Below are 20610 nucleotides of genomic sequence, written 5' to 3'. Positions count from 1 at the left end.
ACTTCGTAATTTGGAAGAGGGAATAGGAGTGACTGTGATTGACCGTACCATGTTGATTTTGGATATTTTTGCAAAGCGTGCAAGAACGGGAGAAGGAAAGTTACAGGTGGAGCTTGCGCAGTTGAAGTATAAGCTTCCAAGACTGATTAACAGCAGTACCAACCTTTCCAGAACGGGTGCAGGAATCGGTGCAAGAGGACCCGGAGAGAAAAAACTGGAGACGGATAAGCGAAGAATTCAAAGAAAGATATTTGAAATTGAGCGTGAGTTGAAAGAGGTAAAGCACAATCGTGAAGTCCAAAGAAAGGGCAGATTGAAATCGGAACTTCCGATTATAGCATTGGCAGGATATACAAATGCCGGAAAATCCACCTTATTCAATGAGCTTTTGAAAGAACACAAGGACTATACAGAAGAAAAAGAAGTTTTTGTAAAGAATATGCTGTTTGCGACTTTAGATACAACACTTCGAAAATCACAGTTACCGAACGGAATGGAGTATTTGTTGACGGATACGGTAGGATTTGTGTCCAATTTGCCACATGATTTGGTCAATGCTTTTCATTCCACTTTGGAGGAAATCAAGTATGCGGATTTGATTTTACATGTGGTTGATGTTTCCAATGAAAAATATGATTTGCAGATGAATACAACGCAACACGTCCTAAAGGAGATTGGTGTAAAGGACATTCCGATTGTGACAGTATTTAATAAAGTTGATTTGTTGGAAGAACAGTTTGTTATTTCCAAAGAGAGTGATAAGATTTCCATTTCCGCAAAAACAGGATATCATAAACAGGAATTATTGGAAAAAATTCAGTCCATCATTTGTAAAAACAAGAGGGTAACGATGTTGATTCCTTATGTGAATGGCAGTTTGTTGAATAATTTGCATAAGAAGTATCGGATTGAAGAAGAAGTGTATGAGGAGCAGGGTACAAAGATAGTTTTATCAGTTGATGAAGCAGATTATCATAAGTATCGAGAGAACATAATAGAAGAGTGATGGAGGAATTGTGTTGAAATCATATCGTACGATACAACAATCGGGTGAAAATGAGATTGTGATTGAAAAATCACGATTTATTGCGCATTGTAGATATGTAGAAACGGTGGAAGAGGCAGAAAGTTTTGTTCATGAGATGAAAAAAAAATACTATGATGCAACCCATAATGTTTCAGCATATCGTTTGATGATAGAGCCTTTAGTGGAAAAATCATCGGATGACGGGGAACCCTCCGGCACTTCCGGTTTACCTATGCTAAGTGTTCTTCGTCAACTGAATCTTTACAATGTATGTGTTGTTGTAACAAGATATTTTGGAGGAATCAAACTGGGCAAAGGAGGTTTGGTACGTGCTTATAGTCAAGCCGTCGCTCAAGGAGTAAAACAGACGGGAATTGTTTCAAAAGAAGTTCATCAGGTAATGAGTCTGAAAATGGATTATACGTTGTATGGAAAAGTCAAAAATGAGGTGGAAAAGAGAGAATTTCTATTGAAAGATACCTTGTTTTCAGATATGGTAGAATTACAGCTTTATGTGAAAGAAGAAAGTATAGAATCTCTATCGGCATATTTTATTGATTTATGTGAAGGTAGAATCGAGATTCAATTGGGACAAAGAGAGTATATTGAGCAACTTGTAGACTATGAGTCGTGAAAAAACAACAAAATGTTCAAAAACACAATAATTTAAAATAAAACGGGTATGTAAAAAAGGAGATTATAATGAAAAACGAAATATTGGAACAAAAAATTCAAAAAACAGTAGAATGGTTGCGTGAACAAGTGGAGAAGTCTCATACAAGGGGATTGATACTGGGAATTTCAGGTGGAATTGATTCTGCCGTTGTAGGATTTTTGATTAAAATGGCATTTCCGGACAATTCCTTGGGGGTGATTATGCCAATCAGAAGTTCTCAAAAGGATATGGAACATGCAAAAGAGCTTGTAGAAAAAGCGAACCTAACACATATAACATTGGATTTGACACAGGCACACAGTTTGATGCTCAGTACAGTAAAAGAAACGATGCAAGATACATGGAGAGAAGATTTTGCAAGAATTGCAGATGCAAATACTCGTGCAAGACTTCGTATGACAGGACTGTATACTATTGCAAACAATTTGGGATATTTGGTTGTTGGAACCGACAATGCTGCTGAAATTTATACGGGATATTTTACAAAATATGGAGATGGTGGAGTAGATGTTCTACCGATTGCACATTTGAAAAAATCTGAAGTATATGAGTGGGCAGAGTATTTGGGCGTTCCGCAAAGCATCTTGGATAAAGCGCCGTCTGCCGATTTGTGGGAAGGACAGACAGATGAGATTGAGATGGGAACAACATATCGTTGTATTGATGCTTTCTTAGATGGACAGGAAATTCCGGATAAAGACAGAGAAGTGATAGAAAGATTACATCGAAATTCAGAGCACAAAAGACATACTGCTACTGTTCCGCCAAAATTTTAGAGAGTTCAAAAAAATGAAGTACCGGAATACAGAAGTACCTATTTTGGAAAAGAGGAGGAAATCTCTCTTTTTCTGTTGTAAAAAAGAGCAATCTAAGTTACTGTAACGAAAGAGTTGAAAAGAGGAGAACACAAATGAACATATTTGATTCAATGAAAAAATTGGTATCCGAAAAAAATCCGTTAATTGTATTTCCGGAAGGAATGAGTGACCGTATCTTAAAAGCGACATCCCGATTAAAGAAAGATGGAATTATGCAACCGATTCTTTTGGGGAATGAAGATCAAGTGAGGGCATTTGCGGCCGAAAGAGGAGTAGATATTAGCGATTTGATTTTAATAGATCCTCAACATTATGAGGAATTGGATTTTTTGGTTGAGAAGTTTGTTGAGAGAAGAAAAGGAAAGATTACACCTGAAGAAGCAAGAGAAAAACTTTTGTCTGATGTCAATTACTTTGGAACAATGCTTGTTTATACAGAGAAGGCAGCAGGAATGGTTTCAGGAGCAGTGCATACAACTGCAGATACAGTTCGCCCTGCTTTACAAATTATAAAAGTAAAACCATGTTATTCAAGAATATCAGGAGTATTTATCTTAATCAAAGAAGATCAAATTTATGTTGTTGCGGACTGTGCAATCAATATTGCACCGACTGCAGAAGATTTAGCTGAAATTGCAATCACTACTATAAATACAGCAAAAGCGATTGACTTAGAACCTAGAGTTGCCATGTTGAGCTTTTCAACAAAAGGCTCTGCACATTCGGAAGAAACGGAAAAAGTGGCGAAAGCAACGGAATTAGTAAGACAACAGATGCCTGATTTATTGATTGACGGAGAAATTCAGTTTGATGCTGCTTTTGTTCCTGAGATTGCAGCAAGAAAAGCACCGAACTCTCCAATTGCAGGAAATGCAAATGTATTTATTTTCCCAAGCTTGGAGGCAGGGAATATCGGATATAAATTGATTCAACGATTTGGAGGATATGATGCAGTAGGACCGATTCTTCAAGGATTGAACAAGCCTGTATGTGATTTATCTCGTGGATGTAATGAAGAAGAAGTGTATAAACTGGCGCTATTCACTGCGGCAGGGTGTATGTTAGGTGACGGTTGCGATCAAGAATAGCAATGAAAAAATCGTCTTTCAAATAGAATAAAATGGAAAAAGATAGAAATAAAACCGATTTTTAAGAGAAAGTCTTAAAAGTCGGTTTTTTTATGTATGTTTTTATTTTTTACTTTGATAAGGAAACAGTATCAGTATCATGCCTATTTTTAGTCAACACCGTTTGTAATGAGAGAAAGTAAGAAACAAGTGTAGTCTGATATCTGAGAGTGACTTATAAATTACGGAATAAATGTAAAAAAATAGAGAGAATCTGTATATGAAATTGACAAAAGTAGGAAATCCCAATAAAATGTTCTTCAATATATTTATATAAAGCAATTTATTAAATATGAATATATTATATAAGTTTTATAGAATAAATTATTAAGATGTTTATTCAGAATAAGTATTATGAGGACTTAATAGAAAGTTTGTCTGTGTTATCAATGATGAAAAACAGAGCTTATTTTGAATATAACTTAGGAAAAGAAAGGAAGAATTATCATGACATTTGAAAAAGTAAAAGAAACAATTTTGGAAAGTTTGAACTGTAACGAAGAAAAAGTAGTACCGGAAGCAAGATTGATGGAAGATTTGGAAATGGATTCTTTAGACGGTGCAGATTTGGCTATGGCATTGGAGGATGTATTTGATATCTCTATTCCTGATGAAGAATTTGAGACGATGAAAACAGTACAAGACATTGTAGATTATATTGACAGTCACAAGTAATATGATGAAGAAGAATGAGATATTGGAATTGGCTGAATGGTTTTCTCGCTCTAATTTGACCGACTTTCATTGGAGCGAAGATAAATTTTCCGTTTCGTTTGGGAAAGAGGGAGAAAGAGGAAATCCGTTCTCAAATCCTATAAGAGGAGAAATTACACCGAAGGTAGAAAAACAACAGGAGGTAAAACCCGTTTTTGAAGATGTTGTGAAGGAAGAATCAGAAGGGACTTTTGTGAAATCCCCGATAGTAGGAACTTTCTATGCGAGTCCTTCTCCGACAGAACCACCTTTTGTGACAGTAGGTCAAAAAGTGAAGAAAGGTCAAACTATTTGTATCGTCGAAGCGATGAAACTATTGAATGAGATTGTTGCTCCTGAGGATGGGGTGATAAAGAAAATCTTTGTTGAGAACGAGGCATTTGTAGGATATGATGACAAGTTGATGGAAATTGAGGTGTAATCTATGTTTCACAGAATTTTGATTGCCAATCGTGGAGAGATTGCGGTAAGAATCATTCGAGCTTGTCGAGAGATGAATATTGAAACAGTTGCAGTTTATTCAACGGAAGATAAGAATGCCTTACATGTTCAGATGGCGACGGAAGCTGTCTGTATCGGCAGTGCAAGAGCGAAGGACAGTTATCTCAATATCCCGAATATTTTGAGTTCAGCATTGCTCAAAGGCTGTGAGGCAATTCATCCGGGATATGGATTTTTAGCTGAAAACAGTGAATTTGCAAAAATGGTAGAAGATTGCGGACTTGTTTTTATCGGACCTTCTTATGAAATTATTGCCAAAATGGGTGATAAGCAGACAGCAAGAGATACAATGAAGATGCATAATGTTCCCGTTATTCCGGGTTCTGAAGATTGTATCAAAGATGTGGATGAAGCAGTAGCTTTAGCTGATCAGATTGGATATCCTGTTATTATCAAAGCCTCTGCCGGTGGTGGAGGAAAAGGAATGCGCAAGGTATATCGCAGTGAAGAGATGAAAAAGGAATTTTTGAGTGCAAAACAAGAGGCGCTTTCTGCCTTTGGAAACGATGCAATCTATATGGAAAGATTGATTGAAGGTGCAAAGCATGTAGAAGTACAGGTATTGGCAGATTCTTTCGGGAATGTGATTCACTTGGGTGAAAGGGACTGTTCTTTACAAAGAAAGAATCAAAAGATGATAGAAGAGGCACCTTGTAGAGTCTTGACTCAGGAGATGAGAAAAGAGATGGGACAAGCTGCCGTCAATGCTGCAAAAGCAGTGAATTACACTTCTGCAGGGACTATTGAATTTTTATTGACAAAAGAAAATGAATTTTTCTTTATGGAGATGAACACGAGAGTCCAGGTGGAGCATCCCGTGACAGAGATGATTACGGGAATAGATATTATCAAAGAGCAGATTCGCACAGCATTCGGTTTGCCACTTTCTGTTCGACAAGAGGATATTAAGATACAAGGGCATGCGATTGAATGCAGAATCAATGCAGAAGATCCGAAAAACGGTTTTATGCCGTCCTGTGGACGTGTGAATGCAGTTCATATTCCGGGAGGAAACGGCGTTCGGATAGATTCTTCTTTGTTTCAGGAAAGTGTCATGAGTCCCTATTACGATTCTATGCTTGGAAAGTTAATTGTGCATGGAAAGACAAGGCAGGAAGCAGTAAGAAAGATGAGAAGAGCGTTGGAGGAATTTGTAATCGAAGGAATTTCCACCAATATCGGACTACTGTATTTTATGATGTATGAACGAGACTTTTTGAAAGGTACTTATACAACTGATTTTTTGGAAGGTAATTTGGAGAGAATTCAAAACTTGATGGAACAGATTTAGAAATGAGGTAGGTATGGGAAATTTTTTGAAAGACAGAAAATCGAAATTTGATCTTTTAAAAGCATTGAGGTTACAGAAGAAGGAAACCTATATGCAAAAAGAAATCCCAAGTCGGTTATTTTCTCAATGTAGTGGATGTAATCGCACCTTTCCTCTAAAGGATAAAGAGGACAATCTGTATATTTGTCCATATTGTGGAGGTTATTTTCCGATGCCGGCAGAACAGAGGGCAAAGAGTCTTTTGGAATCCGGATACGAAAAAATTGTATTCGAAGATAAAACAAGAAACCCTTTGTCATTTGACGGCTATGAGGAAAAGCAAGAGGCGATGAGACAGAAGACTGCTTTGGATGAAGGAGTCCTTTGTTTTCGTGGGAAGATAGGAAAAAGTCCTACCATTTTGTGTGTGATGGATGGCAGATTCTTCATGGGAAGCATGGGTTCGGAAGTAGGAGAGAGAATTACTTCTGCATTTGAGATGGCAACAGAAGAAAAGTGTCCTGTCATTGTGTTTTGTGCAAGTGGAGGAGCAAGAATGCAGGAAGGAATGTATTCTTTGATGCAGATGGCAAAGACTTCAGCAGCGGTAAAAAGGCATAGCGACAGTGGACAGTTGTTTATCTCATGTTTGACACATCCGACAACAGGTGGAGTGACAGCAAGTTTTGCCAGCTTGGGAGATATTATCTTATCTGAACCGAAGGCATTGATTGGTTTTGCAGGACCGAGAGTCATTGCACAAACAATGGGCAAAAAACTTCCCGATGAATTTCAAAAAGCAGAATTTTTGCTAAAAAAAGGATTTGTGGATCATATTGTTGAGAGAAAAGATATGAAACAGACACTTTCTTTTCTACTGAAACTTCATCGTAAGGAGGAATTGATTTGATACAAGAGTTGGAAAAAAAGATAGAGTGCTTGCAGCATGAGATTGAGAGAATACAGGAAGAGGACTCTCAACTGCTTCCGACCAAAAAGATGATTGAATCTATACAGGAACAAAAACAGAAGTTGCTGGACAACTACTATGACAAGATGACGGCTTGGGATAAAGTGTATCTTTCCAGACATCCTCAGCGATTCAAAGTAAAAGATTGGGTAGATGCATTGTTTGATGATGTCTTTTATCTTCATGGAGACAGGTTGTATGGAGAAGATGCAACGATGTTGGGAGCATTGGCATACTTTGACGGAATTCCCGTTACTGTAATCGGAACAAATAAAGGTGAGGATTTGGAGGAGAATATTAGATACAATTTTGGAATGAGTCATCCTGAAGGGTATCGAAAATCACTTCGTCTGATGAAACAGGCAGAAAAATTTGGAAGACCGATTGTTACGATAGTAGATACACCCGGTGCCTATGCGGGAATGGGTGCAGAAGAAAGAGGGCAGGGAGAGGCGATTGCACGAAACCTGTTCTATATGAGTGACTTAAAAGTGCCGATTATCGCATTGATGACAGGAGAAGGCGGAAGTGGTGGGGCATTGGCGTTGGCATTGGCAGATAAAATTATTATGTTGGAAAATGCAACTTTTTCTATCCTTTCTCCTGAAGGATTTGCCTCCATTCTTTGGAAAGACGGAAAAAGAGCGAGAGATGCAGCAGAAAAAATGAAGATGACAGCTGATGATTTATACCATGAAGGTTTGATAGATGAGGTAATTCGAGAGGGAATTTGTTTTCAAAAACAAGACTTTGAACGAGTGGTTCCTGACTTAAAAAAGGTGTTGAAAAGATACTTGGAACAAGAGATGAACAAATCTTCACAACAACGAATTATAGATAGATATGGAAAATATCGAAAGATAGGGCAATCAGGAAGGGAATAGTATGAGTTTTGAAATAGTATCAACCGGTCGATATGTACCGGAAAGAATAGTGACTAATGAAGACTTTGTGAAAAAAATAGACACAACAAATGAGTGGATTGTTTCACGGACTGGAATTGAGCGTCGTCACTATGTAGAGAATCAAACGACGACAGACTTGGGAGTATTGTCGGCACAGAAAGCAATTGAAAAAGGAAACATTCCAAAAGAAAGAATTAAGGCAGTGATTGTTGCAACCTTTACTCCGGACTATTTGACACCTTCTGTTGCCTGTTTGATTCAACAGCAACTACAGTTGCCGGAAGACATACTTGCTTTAGATATCAATGGAGCTTGCAGTGGATTTATTTATGGCATGATGATTTGTGATTCTCTGTTGATGTCCTTTTCGGAAGAAGAATATATTCTTTTGATTGGAACAGAAGTAATTTCCAAAGTGCTGAACTTTGAGGATAGAGGAACTTGTATTTTGTTTGGAGACGGTGCCGCTTCAGCTATCCTGAAAAAAAGAGAGGGAGCATTAGGTCATTTTTCTGTAGGAAGCAGAGGAACGAGCAAAGAGCTTGGATGTATTGGTGTAGATGGAAAAGGAAGTAAGAGCCAAGTATATATGAATGGAAAAGATGTATTTCGATTCGCAACGATATCCATTGTTCAATGCATCGAAGATGTACTTAAAAAGAATAAGGTTCAAAAAGAAGAGATAGACTATGTGGTCTGCCATCAGGCAAACAAAAGAATTATTGATTATGCACAAAAAAAATCAAATATTCCAGCTGAGAAATTTTACGTCAACATTGGGGAATATGGCAACACTTCTTCAGCAAGTATTCCTATCGCATTAGATGAGATGGTAGAGAAAAATTTGTTGCAACGAGGAATGAAGGTGTTGTTGGTAGGATTTGGAGGTGGACTTACTTGGGGTGGAACACTGATAGAATGGTAGCGAAATAATAGGATAACATTCATGGAGTAACAGTGTTACAAAAAAAGAACCGATAGAGGGAGAACTATGAAATTACATGAAATTTTGGGAATTAAATATCCATTGATACAAGGTGGTATGGCAAATATTGCAACAGGAGAATTTGCAGCATGCGTATCGAATACAGGAGCACTTGGAATGATTGGTGCCGGTGGAATGACGGCAGATATGTTAAGAGAACAGATTCAGATTTGTAAGCAACATACAAACATGCCGTTTGGTGTGAATCTGATGTTGATGAATCCGGATACGGACAAGATGGCAGAGATTGTGATAGAAGAACAAGTGCCGGTGGTAACGACAGGAGCAGGAAATCCGGGAAAATACATGAAACAGTGGAAAGATGCCGGAATCAAAGTCTTTCCGGTTGTTGCATCTGTAGGATTGGCAAGACGTATGGAACGATTGGGAGCAGATGGTGTAATTGCAGAAGGATGTGAAAGTGGAGGTCATGTCGGAGAAACGACAACAATGGTATTGGTACCTCAGGTAGCAGATGCCGTAAATATTCCGGTTATTGCAGCAGGTGGAATTGCATCAGGTCGTCAGATGCTAGCAGTAGAAATATTGGGTGCTTGTGGAGTACAGGTTGGAACTTGTCTGTTATCAACGACGGAATGTCCGATTCATGAGAATTACAAACAAGCGGTAAGAAATGCAAGAGACACCCATATTACAGTAATGGGAAGAATTGCAGGCACACCGGTTCGTGTCATTAAAAATACAATGGTGCGTGAATATATTGCAAGAGAAAAAGAAGGAGCTACCTTGATGGAGTTGGAACACTATACCTTGGGTTCTCTAAGACGAGCAGTAAAAGAGGGAGATATTGAAACAGGTTCCATTATGGCAGGTCAAACTGCAGCAATGATACATGATGAATGCTCACTATCTGAACGAATAGAAACGCTGTTTCGTGAATATGAAACTGTGTTGAAGGGGTTATGTCAATGAAATCATATCAAATCAGAAATAAAACTCTCGATTTTCCTTTGATTCAAGGAGGTATGGGAGTTGGTGTGTCGCTTGGAAATTTGGCAGGTCATGTAGCAAGAGAAGGCTGTATGGGAATCATTTCTGCTGTGCAAATAGGTTATCGAAAAGAAGATTTTTATCGTGATAATTTGAGATGTAATCAAGAGGCACTCAGAGAGGAAATACAAAAAGCAAAAGCAATTTCCAATGGAAGAGGCATGGTAGGAGTTAACATTATGGTTGCCGGAAATCAGTATGAGGATATGCTGAAGTGTGCATTGGATAGCGGAGTAGATGCGATTATATCCGGAGCAGGATTACCGATGGCATTGCCAAAGGTTGCTCAGGGCTATGATGTGGCGCTTGCACCGATTGTGTCAAGTGGAAAAGCAGCGAAGGTTGTCATGAACAGTTGGCTTAGAAAAGAAAATCGGTTTGCTGATTTTGTAGTGTTGGAAGGTAGAGGTGCGGGAGGTCATTTGGGATTTCATCGAGATGAGATTGAATCTCCCGACATGAAATTGGAAAACTTACTCCAAGAAGTATTGGAGGTAGTTAAAACCTTTGAAGATAAAAAAGGAAGTGCCATTCCGGTATTTGTGGCAGGCTCTGTATTTGACGGATATGAAATGGTATATTATGTGAAACGAGGAGCCTTTGGGGCACAGATTGGAACACGGTTTATTGCAACCTATGAGTGCGACGCATCTGAAGAATTTTCCAAATTGATTTGTCAGGCAAAAAAAGAAGATGTCATTATCACCCAAAGTCCGGTCGGACTTCCGGGACGAGCTCTCAAAACAAAATTGTTAGAGCAGTTAGAGCTTGACGGGCGTATTCCTCCGAAACGATGTATCAATTGTTTAAAACCATGTGATCCTGCCGTAACACCTTACTGTATATCCGAAGCGTTGATTCAGGCAGCAAAAGGAAATATCGAACAGGGATTGTTTTTTACGGGAGAAAATGTAGACAGAATCAATAAAATGTATCATGTTCATGACTTGATTGAAGAAATGAAACTGCAGTGGGAGGAAACGATATGAAACTTGCAATTTTGTATGGAGGACAAGGAAGTCAACAGATAGAAATGGGCAAGAGCTTCTATGACCGTTTTGAGCAGGCAAAAGTATGTTATGACGAATATCCTAACATCAGAGAGCTTTCCTTTCATTCCGATTTAGAAACACTGTCAAAGACACAACATACACAACCTTGTATGGTAGCATTCGATGTCGTTGTGACAGATATTTTGCAACAAGAAGGAATTGTTCCTGATATGACGGCGGGACTCAGTATCGGAGAGTATGGTTCGCTGTACTGTGCGAAGGTTCTTTCCAAACAAGATGTGATGGAGATTTCTCAAGTGCGTGGCAAAGCGATGGAAGAAGCTTTGATCGGCAAGGATACCATGATGTGTGCCATGTTAAAAATGAATGAAGAGGAAATTTTGTCCTATTGCAAAAAATATTCTACAAGCGATAGACCGATAGAAATTACAAACTTTAACACAGTCGGTCAAATCGTTATCGGTGGAGACAAAGAACAAATGTTGAAATTGATGGAAGAAGTCAAAGAAAATAAATCAGGCAAAGCGATTCCACTAAATGTGAGTGGAGCATTCCATACCTCATATATGAAACCGGCAGGAGAGGTGTTGCAACAATTGTTTGAGAAGATGGAGTTTGATGTACCGAATCTACCGATAGTATGGAATGTAAACGGAAAAGTTTCACAAAAAAATGATGATATCAAACAAATAATGGTTCAGCAGGTGCAACAGAGTGTCCATTTTTACCAATCCATCCAAACAATGATAGAAGAGGGAGTAGATACCTTTATTGAAGTCGGATTTAGAAATGTGTTGCAAGGATTTATTCGAAAAATTTCAAAAGACTGTGTTGTACTTCCTTGTTTTGATTATGATAGTTTACAGAAGACGATAGAGTACGTAAAGAAAGGATAACAGAATGGAAAAAAGAGTAGCATTGGTAACAGGTGCCGGTGGAGGAATCGGTAGAGCAATCGCAATGCAATTGGCAAAATCAAATATGGATATTGCCATTCATTACAACAGTAATCGTGCCAAAGCGGAAGAAACACAAAAAATTTGTGAAGAATTCGGTGCAAAAGTACACTTGATACAAGGAGATATTTCTTCAGAAGAAACTTGTAAAGAAGTGGTCGAAGAAGTCATCAAAGAATTTGGAACAGTTGATGTATTGATCAACAATGCAGGAGTTACAAAGGACGGTATGTTTATTCGAATGAAAGAGGAGGACTTCAATCAAGTAATTGATACCAACTTAAAAGGTGCATTTTTTATGAGTAAGTATGCGGCGCAGATTATGTTGAAGAAGAGATATGGAAGAATTGTCAATATTACAAGTATTGTAGGAATTACAGGAAATGCAGGACAGGCGAATTATTCCGCTTCTAAGGCGGGCATGATTGGATTGACAAAATCTCTTGCAAAAGAACTTGGAAAAAAAGGTGTATTAGTTAATGCTGTTGCACCGGGATTTGTAGATACCGAGATGACAGATAAACTTTCCGACAAAGTGAAAGAATCCATTTTGAACCAAATTGTGGTAGGATGTATGGCAACTCCGGACGACATTGCAAGAGCAGTAGAATTTTTATCCGTAGAAGAGAACAGATATATTACAGGGCAAGTCATCAGTGTTGACGGTGGAATGAGTATGTAGGAGGTATTTGTGAAAAGAAGAGTTGTAATCACCGGAATGGGAGCAGTTTCTCCTTTGGGGAACGATGTTACATCCCTATGGGCGGGAGTGAAAAGAGGACAATGCGGAATTTCTGAGATCACACGATTTCAGTATGATGGACAGAAGGCAAAATTTGCCGGAGAGGCTGTACATTTTCAGGAAGAAGATTATTTTGATAAAAAAGTTTGTCGAAGAATGGACAGAGTAACAAAGTTTGGGATTGTTGCAGCAAGAGAAGCGATACAGGACAGTAATTTACAGTTGGAATCATTGGATAAAACTCGTTGTGGAGTGATTGTATCTTCCGGTATCGGAGGATTGGAAACGATAGAAAAAGAGCATACTACCGGCATGACAAAAGGATTTCATCGCATTTCACCATTTTTTATTCCAATGGCAATCACCAATATTACAGCCGGAAGTATTGCAATTGAAACAGGATTTCAAGGTTCTTGCCACTGTATTGTAACAGCGTGTGCTTCGGCGACAGATTCTATTGGAATGGCATTTCGAAGAATTCGTGACGGATATCAGGAAGTGATGTTGGCAGGTGGTTCGGAAGCCAGTATTACCGAACTTGGAATCGGAGGATTCTCTGCTATGAAAGCATTGAGTTTTGCAGATGATATCACAAGAGCGTCGATTCCGTTTGACCGTGAACGAAACGGATTCGTTATGGGAGAAGGTGCCGGAATTCTTTTATTAGAAGAATATGAACATGCAAAACAAAGGAATGCAAAAATTTATGCTGAAATTGTAGGATACGGAACAACTTGTGATGCATTTCACATCACAGCACCGAGCGAAGATGGAGAAGGAGCGGCAAGATGTATGAAACTTGCATTGGAAGATGGAAATGTTTCGTTTGAACAAGTCGACTATATCAACGCACATGGAACATCAACTCCGTTAAACGATGCCGGAGAAACAAAGGCAATTAAACAAGTGTTTCAAGAGAGGGCGTATGATTTGATGGTCAGCTCAACCAAATCGATGGTAGGACACCTTTTGGGAGCAAGTGGAGGAGTAGAAGCAATTGTTACTGCCAAGAGCTTACAGGAAGGATATGTTACACCGACCATCCATTACAAAGAAAAAGATTCGGAGTGTGACTTGGATATTGTTCCAAATGTCGGACGAGAAAAAGAGATACAGTATGCGTTGAGCAATTCTTTGGGATTTGGAGGACATAACGCAACTTTATTGTTCAAAAAATATGCAGAATAATATCAGGTTATCATAAGGGAGAGGGAGATAAGAACCATCTCCTTTTGTATCATACAATAGGAAAGGAAGACATAGAAATGAAGTACAATTCAAATGAAATACAGGAAATTTTGCCACACCGTTATCCTTTTTTGTTAGTCGACAAAATAGTAGACGGCGAAGAAGGAAAATGGGCGAAAGGAATCAAATGCGTCAGTGTCAATGAACTGTTTTTTTGTGGACATTTTCCGGTAGAACATGTGATGCCGGGAGTTTTGATTGTTGAAGCATTGGCACAAGTAGGTGCTGTCGCACTTCTTTCCAGAGAAGAAAACAGAGGAAAGATTGCTTTTTTTGGAGGAATTAAACAAGCGAAGTTTAGAGGAATGGTAAAACCGGGAGATGTATTGGAGCTTTTCTGCGAGCTTACCAAAGAACGTGGAGCAATCGGAGTGGGAACGGCAATTGCAAAGGTAGGAGAAAAAGTAGTCTGTGAGGCGGAAATTACATTCGCCATTCAGTCATAAGATAGCAAACTGTTTCCTAAAACGAATATCTTATTGAAGAGGGTAATCAGATATTGATTCTTATCGGTATATCAAAAAATCTTATTGTGGAATGTTAGATATTTGACTGATTGATTCAATGCTTATACTTTCCATTCACATTGCGAAAGTAAGGGTGAGGAAAAGAAAAATATAACGATAGTAAGAATATAGAAATAGCAAGAATAGAGCAATAGGAAAAATAACATAAGATGAAACACACTAAAAATTCACATTAAGCTACATAATAAAACTCTCTTATCTGATTGAAGAGAGTTTTATTATGTTCTACTTTTGTTAAAACAACGATAGTTTAGGAAGTAGAGGATGAGATCACCTTGGTTGATAAAAAGAAAAAACCTCCATATTACAAGGAATACTATTGATGAGGCATACTCCATGTAACAGAAGGTTTTTTTGATTAAGATTGTTTTTATGTTCTCAACATCATATTTTTTGATACTATCGAAATTGTTGCAACCTTGAAAGGACGCATTCATTCTATCTGAATCGTTTTCAAAAATATTGTGGCACTACTCTGTCTCAGGCGCTATCGGTACTTCAAGAGGCTCACTATCAAACGGTGTCTTGTCATCCGGAAGATTGCTCATCGAACTTGCCAAGAGAGAAATATAGTCTACACCGTCCACAGAGTAGTACAATTTGTAGAGATACATATCCACAAAATAGGTTTCGTACTGTGTACGATAGCGTTTCAACGGTAGGGTGTAGGTATTGTTTGTATCTGCTTGCATTGTTTTGGTAATGACAATCGGTGTCTTATCTTCATCCTCATAGGTAAGTTGAGGTATAATCTCTACTTTGATAGGCTCTTCTGTAGCAATTGCCGTTTTATCTTTCATCACTTGAAATCGAATGGTATTATCGTAGAGCAGATCGACACAAGGAATATCTCCTTCAACTCTTCCAAAAAGAGAATCATGCAGTTTTTCTTTTTCTGCTTCATCTTTTGACTGGTAGTCTTCCAATGTCATAGTTCGTATAATTGGAATTCGTTCATCTTTACTGACCTCAGCTTGTAATTGGATTCCGTTTACCTCATTATTTCGAGATTTTCCAGGTGTCGGAAAACAAGCTGAAAAACAAGATAGTGTGATGGTGCTCATCAAAGTAATCAGAATTGCTTTTTTCAAAGGTTTGTTCATTTCAATCCTCTCCTTTTCTACATTGATATTACTTGATTTCGATAATATTGTTAGATTTCGATAGAGTGAATAATCTGATCCAAGATTGGAACAATATCTTCCATAACAGAAGTGGTCATTGGATTTTTCAGTTTTCCTGTTTCAATCAAATCGAAGAAAGATTGAGAGCCTCCTGTTTTACATAGCGTAATATACTCTTGCAGTGTCTGTTTCGGGTGTTCAAGGTACTTAATCAAATATTGGAATGCACACACCTGAGCCAAGGTGTAGTCAATATAGTAGAACGGTGTGCTAAATACGTGAGCTTGTAGGAACCAGTAAGTTCCTCCGTCTAAGAATTCATCTGCATAGTCTAAGTCAGGACGATACATCAATTCAATTTCGTGGTATTTATTTCTTCGTTCCTCAGGAGTGGCAGTCGGATTTTCGTATACAAAATGTTGAAAATGGTCAATCGTTGCACCATAAGGAAGGAACGAGATTGCACTTTTCAATGCGGTATATTTGAATTTATTGACATTGTTTCCAAAGAACAGTTCCATATAAGGCCATGTCAAAAATTCCATGCTCATGGAGTGGATTTCACAAGCTTCATAGGTCGGCCAAATGTATTCCGGAAGTTTCATGTCCTGTGACATAAAGTTTTGGAATGCGTGTCCCGCTTCGTGAGTGATAACATCAATATCTCCTTTGGTTCCGTTGAAATTGGAGAAGATGAATGGAGACTTGTATTCATCAAAACTTGTACAGTATCCACCTGCTCTTTTTCCCGGTTTTGCCAGCAAGTCCATCAGTTCGTTTTCAATCATAAAATTGAAAAATGTTCCTGTTTCCGGACTTAAATCCTCATACATTTCCTTTGCTTTTTCAATAATAAAAGTTTCATCTCCGATTGGGTTTGGATTTCCATCTTGGAATTCACAAGCAATATCGTAGAATTTGAAATCATCAATTCCCAATCGTTTTGCCTGTTCTTTTCGAAGTTCTACTGAAAATGGAGTGAAGGTTTTTAAGATTTTTTCACGATAGATTGAAACATCTTCATGATTGTAGTCTGTTCTGTTCAGTAATTTGTACTGAAGGTCTACATAGTTTTTGTATCCTAAGGCAACAGCCATTTCCGTACGCACTTTGACCAATTCGTCATAGATGGCATCAAATTCGTCCTGATGTTCTTCCAAAAATTTGTTTCTTGCCTTGTAAGCAAGGAATCGACGGTTACGGTCAGTATCTTGCAACAAAGGTGTCATTTGTGTCAAGGTATAGATTTTTCCCTCAAATTCAATTTGAGAAGTAGCAATGATTTTACTATACTTGGATACCAATTCGTTTTCTTTTTGCATAAACGGAATTGCTTTTTCGTTCAGTACCAAATTACACTCCAATAATTTGAAATAGTGAGTACCGAATTCTTCTTCCAATTCCTTTCGAAAAGGCGAGTGATAGATACAGCGTGATACCTCTACTGCCAAATTGGTGATAATCGGGGTATTTTCGTCCATAAAAGTATTCTCTTGTTCATAGAATTGATCTGTTGTATCGATGGTATGGCGAACACTTGCCAAACTGATGGTAGTGTCCAATTTCTTTTTATATGCAATATAGTCATAGATGATGTTAATTTGTTCCGCTCCGGAAGAAGCGTGTTCAAGTTGTTGTTTCACTTTTTTGAAAAAAGCGATGGTTTTGTCCATATCAGGTCTTTGATACGGCATGTCATGAAATTTCATAGTTTCCCTCCATTCATGTTCTTGAATTGTTGTTGTGAATAAACTATCTTTTGAAGCTCTATAGATGTTTGGAGAAATTGTCTTAACGAAATCTCCAATGATTTCGTGATAGGATATTCATTGAATGTATTTATTTTTAGCTTACTTATTCTCCAAGAAAAGAAGAAATCTGTTGTAAGATACCGTCTTCATCCAATTGTAACTCTTTTTTTAGAATATCAGTGTTTCCATGTGGTACAAATTCATCCGGAATTCCGATAGACAGCATGGAGCAGTCTGTATGACCGTTTGTTTTGAGCAATTCACTAACAGCACTTCCGAATCCTCCTGCAAGGACATTTTCTTCCAAAGTTACGATATGCTTTGCTTTGATGATTTGTGAAAGCAGTGTGGTTTCGTCAAGCGGTTTGATGAATCTTGCGTTGATTATACCGACAGAATATCCTTTTTGTTCCAATGTACTTGCAACATTAGTTGCAGGATGTACCATTGTTCCGACAGCAATCATAAGGATATCAGTTCCTTCTTTCAACACTTCAGATTTACCAACTTCTAGATATTGGAAAGTTTCATCGAGTGCAACACCCAATCCTTTTCCACGAGGGTAACGAATTGCAGTTGGAGCATTGTATTTTGTTGCAGAATAGAGCATATTTTGAAGTTCATTTTCGTCTTTCGGTGCCACAACAACCATGTTTGGAATCATACGAAGGTAAGATAAATCAAATACTCCGTGATGGGTCGGACCGTCTTCTCCAACGATACCTCCACGATCCAGTGCAAAAATAACAGGCGCATTTTGGAGCGCTACATCGTGAATGATTTGGTCGAAACCACGTTGTAGAAATGTAGAATAGATGGCAACAACCGGTATTTGCCCGTCAAGTGCCATCGCGCTTGCCATGGTAACGGCATGCTCTTCTGCGATTCCAACATCGTAGGAACGATTGGGAAACTCTTTTGCAAAAGCACCGATTCCTGTTCCGGACGGCATAGCTGCAGTAATTCCGGAAATGCGTTCATCTTGTTTGCCAAGTGCTATCATCGTTTTTGCAAAAATATCAGTGTAGGTCGGTGCAGATGTTGAAGAAACGGATTGACCGGTTTTTGGATCATAAGAACCTGTACCATGGAATTTATCAGGTCTTTCTTCAGCAGGGAGGAACCCTTTTCCCTTGGTTGTAATACAGTGAATCAATACCGGACATTTGAAGTTTTTGCTGTTTTCCAGTACAGAAATCAATTGTGGGAGGTTGTGTCCGTTGATTGGACCGAAATATTTGAAACCCAATTCTTCAAAGAATGAACCGGGTACCACAATGTTTCGTAAAGAGTCTTTGAAGAAGTCGGCAACAGCAAACATCTTAGAACCTAGTACAGGAATTTTTTTCAAAAAAACTTCCAATTCACTTTTTGTTTTTTTGTAGTTAGAGCCGGAACGTACACGAGTCAAGTATTCTGACATACTCCCTACATTTTTATCAATACTCATGTCGTTGTCATTCAGGATAACGGTCATATTGAGACCGAGATGTCCCGCATGGTCAAGCGCTTCGTATGCCATTCCACCTGTCAATGAGCCGTCTCCGATAATCGCAATAACTTCATTATCTTCCTTTTTTTGGTCGCGAGAGATGGCAAACCCTGTTGCAGCAGAAATGGAAGTGCTTGCATGTCCGACGCCGAAACAGTCATGTTCACTTTCTGAGCGCTTTGGAAATCCTGAAACACCATGAAACTGTCTTAAAGAATCAAAGTCTTTGTTTCGACCGGTTAACAATTTGTGGACATACGCCTGATGTCCGACATCCCATACCAGTTTATCTTCCGGAGATTGGAATACATAGTGTAGTGCAAGTGTCAACTCGACAGTTCCAAGGTTGGGAGCAACATGGCCTCCTGTTTTGGAAGTGACTTGAATCAAACGTGCACGAATTTCGTATGCCAATTCTTTTAATTCATCAGTGCTAAGTGACTTAATATCCTCCGGCGATTGTATTTTTTCCAGTAACATATAGATACTCCTTTGGTAGACAGGAAACCTTCTTTAGCAAGGATAGAAGAAAGGTTGTCTACGAATTTTGATTGCAAATAGTTACGATACCTACTACAAAACGTATGGTGTTTTGTAATAATCCTCCTCAGTTTATGAATTGGAGGTTGTTAGTTTATTCATTCTAATTCTACATTCTAATTTTGTTTTTATTAGGGATCCTCTAATATGATATACCCGTAGAAACAGTAGTTTGTACCAAATTTATTATCTTATCATGTGATTCAACCTCTATCTGAACAAATGTTGTAATAGCAGGCTCTGAGTATGAAACAGTTGACGCATTTATTTAATGTGATTTTCTGTTAGAGTATTTGTGAGTAGCACGTTTCTATTAAGCAGATTCAGATATTTTTTGAGAAATTGCGATTGATTCTATTCGATACAAGGTGAATTTTTTGTAGAATTTTATTTTAATTCCAATGACGGAGAAATATAATATTCAAATCCCGCCTGTTTACATTTCTTTTTTATTTCTTGTTCAAGTAACTCATCTTCTCCGTACTCCAAAAGGGATACAGACAATCCTGCTTTTTTGCATTTCATCAAATAGCCCCACAAATATTCTGTCTGTTCTTTTTCTTGTCTTCCAAAACTTTGATTCTGAAAATCAATGGAAGTAAAGACAGTTTCTTGGTTGACACCATTGATGAGATTGGTTTTGTTCGAATCGATAAGAGCCGATACAAATGTATTTCCACCGTTGATTATGATAGGAAGTTGATATTCCTGTTTCAGTTGTTGCAAGATGAAGATCAGTCCGGTATAGATGTTTTCTTTGGGATAGAAGTACCATACATCCGTATTATCCAAAAAGAAACCGTCAATACCCTTTTCTACAAGATTCTTAGCAAGCACTTGAGTGAGATATTCTTGCCATTCTTGATTGGAAACATCAATCCAAGATTCTTCCTGCCAATTTTCATAAGGTCCAAGTGTGATGGTTTGAAACTCCTTATAATAGGGACGGAAATTTTTCAAAGAACCGATATTCAGATAACTGTATACCGTTTTTCCTTGTTTGTGTAGGATTTCAATCTGTTCTTTGGAGAAGTAGCTTGCATCGATTACAACGGTATGATAAGGCTCTAAAGAATCCATGTCATTTGGATGAAGTCCTATCCATACACTGTAGGTTGTTTCATAATGTGAAGTTCGATAAATGAACAATCCTATTATGATTACGATGATGATAAGAAAACAAGTTGCTTTTTGAAATGGTCTTTTTCGCATA

At 38.2% G+C, this 20610-nt stretch carries 20 protein-coding genes; 16 read left to right on the top strand and 4 right to left on the bottom strand.

The annotated features are described in order from the left end of the window. The 16 genes from hflX to fabZ form a co-directional block, all read left to right on the top strand. Window positions 1-1006: GTPase HflX (hflX, locus tag ACO5GE_RS03195; protein WP_484829488.1), on the top strand; the 1006-nt coding region annotated here is incomplete at its 5' end. Between the two features lie 13 nt (window positions 1007-1019). Further along, window positions 1020-1661 carry a YigZ family protein gene (locus ACO5GE_RS03190; RefSeq protein ID WP_484829487.1) on the top strand — a complete coding sequence of 214 codons (642 nt, stop codon included), beginning with the start codon at window positions 1020-1022 and terminating at the stop codon, window positions 1659-1661. 68 nt (window positions 1662-1729) lie between these two features. Further along, on the top strand, window positions 1730-2479 hold the full coding sequence (gene nadE, locus ACO5GE_RS03185) for an NAD(+) synthase (protein ID WP_484829486.1): 750 nt from the start codon (window positions 1730-1732) through the stop codon (window positions 2477-2479). Window positions 2480-2613: 134 nt separating this feature from the next. Beyond that, a complete protein-coding gene (pta, locus tag ACO5GE_RS03180; protein ID WP_484829485.1) occupies window positions 2614-3609 on the top strand; it encodes a phosphate acetyltransferase in 996 nt (331 codons plus the stop codon). 486 nt (window positions 3610-4095) lie between these two features. After that, window positions 4096-4323 carry an acyl carrier protein gene (gene acpP / locus ACO5GE_RS03175; protein ID WP_484829484.1) on the top strand — a complete coding sequence of 76 codons (228 nt, stop codon included), beginning with the start codon at window positions 4096-4098 and terminating at the stop codon, window positions 4321-4323. 28 nt (window positions 4324-4351) lie between these two features. Further along, window positions 4352-4783 (top strand): acetyl-CoA carboxylase biotin carboxyl carrier protein, encoded by a 432-nt coding sequence (gene accB / locus ACO5GE_RS03170; protein WP_484829483.1) that lies wholly within the window; start codon window positions 4352-4354, stop codon window positions 4781-4783. Window positions 4784-4786: 3 nt separating this feature from the next. After that, entirely contained in the window at window positions 4787-6154 is a 1368-nt protein-coding gene (gene accC / locus ACO5GE_RS03165) for an acetyl-CoA carboxylase biotin carboxylase subunit (protein ID WP_484829482.1), read from the top strand. A 13-nt stretch (window positions 6155-6167) separates the two neighbouring features. Continuing rightward, window positions 6168-7043 (top strand): acetyl-CoA carboxylase, carboxyltransferase subunit beta, encoded by an 876-nt coding sequence (accD, locus tag ACO5GE_RS03160; RefSeq protein ID WP_484829481.1) that lies wholly within the window; start codon window positions 6168-6170, stop codon window positions 7041-7043. Further along, on the top strand, window positions 7040-7987 hold the full coding sequence (locus tag ACO5GE_RS03155) for an acetyl-CoA carboxylase carboxyltransferase subunit alpha (protein WP_484829480.1): 948 nt from the start codon (window positions 7040-7042) through the stop codon (window positions 7985-7987). The genes accD and ACO5GE_RS03155 overlap by 4 nt, the downstream gene beginning before the upstream one ends. Before the next feature lies 1 nt (window position 7988). Next, on the top strand, window positions 7989-8933 hold the full coding sequence (locus ACO5GE_RS03150; protein WP_484829479.1) for a beta-ketoacyl-ACP synthase III: 945 nt from the start codon (window positions 7989-7991) through the stop codon (window positions 8931-8933). Window positions 8934-8999: 66 nt separating this feature from the next. Continuing rightward, a complete protein-coding gene (locus ACO5GE_RS03145; RefSeq protein WP_484829478.1) occupies window positions 9000-9926 on the top strand; it encodes a nitronate monooxygenase in 927 nt (308 codons plus the stop codon). After that, the gene (locus ACO5GE_RS03140) at window positions 9923-10993 is read left to right on the top strand and encodes an NAD(P)H-dependent flavin oxidoreductase (protein ID WP_484829477.1); all 1071 of its coding nucleotides are present in this window, start codon (window positions 9923-9925) and stop codon (window positions 10991-10993) included. The genes ACO5GE_RS03145 and ACO5GE_RS03140 overlap by 4 nt, the downstream gene beginning before the upstream one ends. Continuing rightward, a complete protein-coding gene (locus tag ACO5GE_RS03135; protein WP_484829476.1) occupies window positions 10990-11913 on the top strand; it encodes an ACP S-malonyltransferase in 924 nt (307 codons plus the stop codon). The genes ACO5GE_RS03140 and ACO5GE_RS03135 overlap by 4 nt, the downstream gene beginning before the upstream one ends. Before the next feature lie 4 nt (window positions 11914-11917). Further along, window positions 11918-12655, top strand: a complete 738-nt coding sequence (gene fabG, locus ACO5GE_RS03130; RefSeq protein WP_484829475.1) for a 3-oxoacyl-[acyl-carrier-protein] reductase — start codon at window positions 11918-11920, stop codon at window positions 12653-12655. Between the two features lie 9 nt (window positions 12656-12664). Continuing rightward, complete coding sequence (fabF, locus tag ACO5GE_RS03125; protein ID WP_484829474.1) at window positions 12665-13903, top strand: beta-ketoacyl-ACP synthase II; 1239 nt, start codon at window positions 12665-12667, stop codon at window positions 13901-13903. A gap of 77 nt (window positions 13904-13980) precedes the next feature. Further along, a complete protein-coding gene (fabZ, locus tag ACO5GE_RS03120) occupies window positions 13981-14409 on the top strand; it encodes a 3-hydroxyacyl-ACP dehydratase FabZ (RefSeq protein WP_484829473.1) in 429 nt (142 codons plus the stop codon). 551 nt (window positions 14410-14960) lie between these two features. Here the strand turns inward: fabZ and ACO5GE_RS03115 are convergent. The 4 genes from ACO5GE_RS03115 to ACO5GE_RS03100 all read right to left on the bottom strand — a co-directional run bounded on the left by ACO5GE_RS03115 (window position 14961) and on the right by ACO5GE_RS03100 (window position 20609). Continuing rightward, window positions 14961-15593, bottom strand: a complete 633-nt coding sequence (locus tag ACO5GE_RS03115) for a hypothetical protein (protein WP_484829472.1) — start codon at window positions 15591-15593, stop codon at window positions 14961-14963. Window positions 15594-15643: 50 nt separating this feature from the next. Further along, complete coding sequence (locus ACO5GE_RS03110) at window positions 15644-17323, bottom strand: M3 family oligoendopeptidase (protein ID WP_484829471.1); 1680 nt, start codon at window positions 17321-17323, stop codon at window positions 15644-15646. A gap of 145 nt (window positions 17324-17468) precedes the next feature. Beyond that, a complete protein-coding gene (gene dxs / locus ACO5GE_RS03105; protein WP_484829470.1) occupies window positions 17469-19337 on the bottom strand; it encodes a 1-deoxy-D-xylulose-5-phosphate synthase in 1869 nt (622 codons plus the stop codon). Window positions 19338-19784: 447 nt separating this feature from the next. Beyond that, complete coding sequence (locus tag ACO5GE_RS03100; RefSeq protein WP_484829469.1) at window positions 19785-20609, bottom strand: glycoside hydrolase family 191 protein; 825 nt, start codon at window positions 20607-20609, stop codon at window positions 19785-19787. Between the last annotated feature and the right edge of the window lies 1 nt (window position 20610).

The organism is Filifactor sp. (genome assembly GCF_057248345.1).
The sequence above is the reverse complement of the archived record's forward strand: the minus strand, read 5'-3'. Positions and strand labels throughout refer to the sequence as shown.

What these genes read in the sequence shown, in the direction of transcription:
- nadE (WP_484829486.1), top strand. Translation starts at nt 1,730, where the DNA reads ATGAAAAACGAAATATTGGAACAAAAAATTCAAAAAACAGTAGAATGG.
- pta (WP_484829485.1), top strand. Translation starts at nt 2,614, where the DNA reads ATGAACATATTTGATTCAATGAAAAAATTGGTATCCGAAAAAAATCCG.
- acpP (WP_484829484.1), top strand. Translation starts at nt 4,096, where the DNA reads ATGACATTTGAAAAAGTAAAAGAAACAATTTTGGAAAGTTTGAACTGT.
- accC (WP_484829482.1), top strand. Translation starts at nt 4,787, where the DNA reads ATGTTTCACAGAATTTTGATTGCCAATCGTGGAGAGATTGCGGTAAGA.
- accD (WP_484829481.1), top strand. Translation starts at nt 6,168, where the DNA reads ATGGGAAATTTTTTGAAAGACAGAAAATCGAAATTTGATCTTTTAAAA.
- ACO5GE_RS03150 (WP_484829479.1), top strand. Translation starts at nt 7,989, where the DNA reads ATGAGTTTTGAAATAGTATCAACCGGTCGATATGTACCGGAAAGAATA.
- ACO5GE_RS03145 (WP_484829478.1), top strand. Translation starts at nt 9,000, where the DNA reads ATGAAATTACATGAAATTTTGGGAATTAAATATCCATTGATACAAGGT.
- ACO5GE_RS03140 (WP_484829477.1), top strand. Translation starts at nt 9,923, where the DNA reads ATGAAATCATATCAAATCAGAAATAAAACTCTCGATTTTCCTTTGATT.
- ACO5GE_RS03135 (WP_484829476.1), top strand. Translation starts at nt 10,990, where the DNA reads ATGAAACTTGCAATTTTGTATGGAGGACAAGGAAGTCAACAGATAGAA.
- fabG (WP_484829475.1), top strand. Translation starts at nt 11,918, where the DNA reads ATGGAAAAAAGAGTAGCATTGGTAACAGGTGCCGGTGGAGGAATCGGT.
- fabZ (WP_484829473.1), top strand. Translation starts at nt 13,981, where the DNA reads ATGAAGTACAATTCAAATGAAATACAGGAAATTTTGCCACACCGTTAT.
- ACO5GE_RS03115 (WP_484829472.1), bottom strand. Translation starts at nt 15,593, where the DNA reads ATGAACAAACCTTTGAAAAAAGCAATTCTGATTACTTTGATGAGCACC.
- ACO5GE_RS03110 (WP_484829471.1), bottom strand. Translation starts at nt 17,323, where the DNA reads ATGAAATTTCATGACATGCCGTATCAAAGACCTGATATGGACAAAACC.
- dxs (WP_484829470.1), bottom strand. Translation starts at nt 19,337, where the DNA reads ATGTTACTGGAAAAAATACAATCGCCGGAGGATATTAAGTCACTTAGC.
- ACO5GE_RS03100 (WP_484829469.1), bottom strand. Translation starts at nt 20,609, where the DNA reads ATGCGAAAAAGACCATTTCAAAAAGCAACTTGTTTTCTTATCATCATC.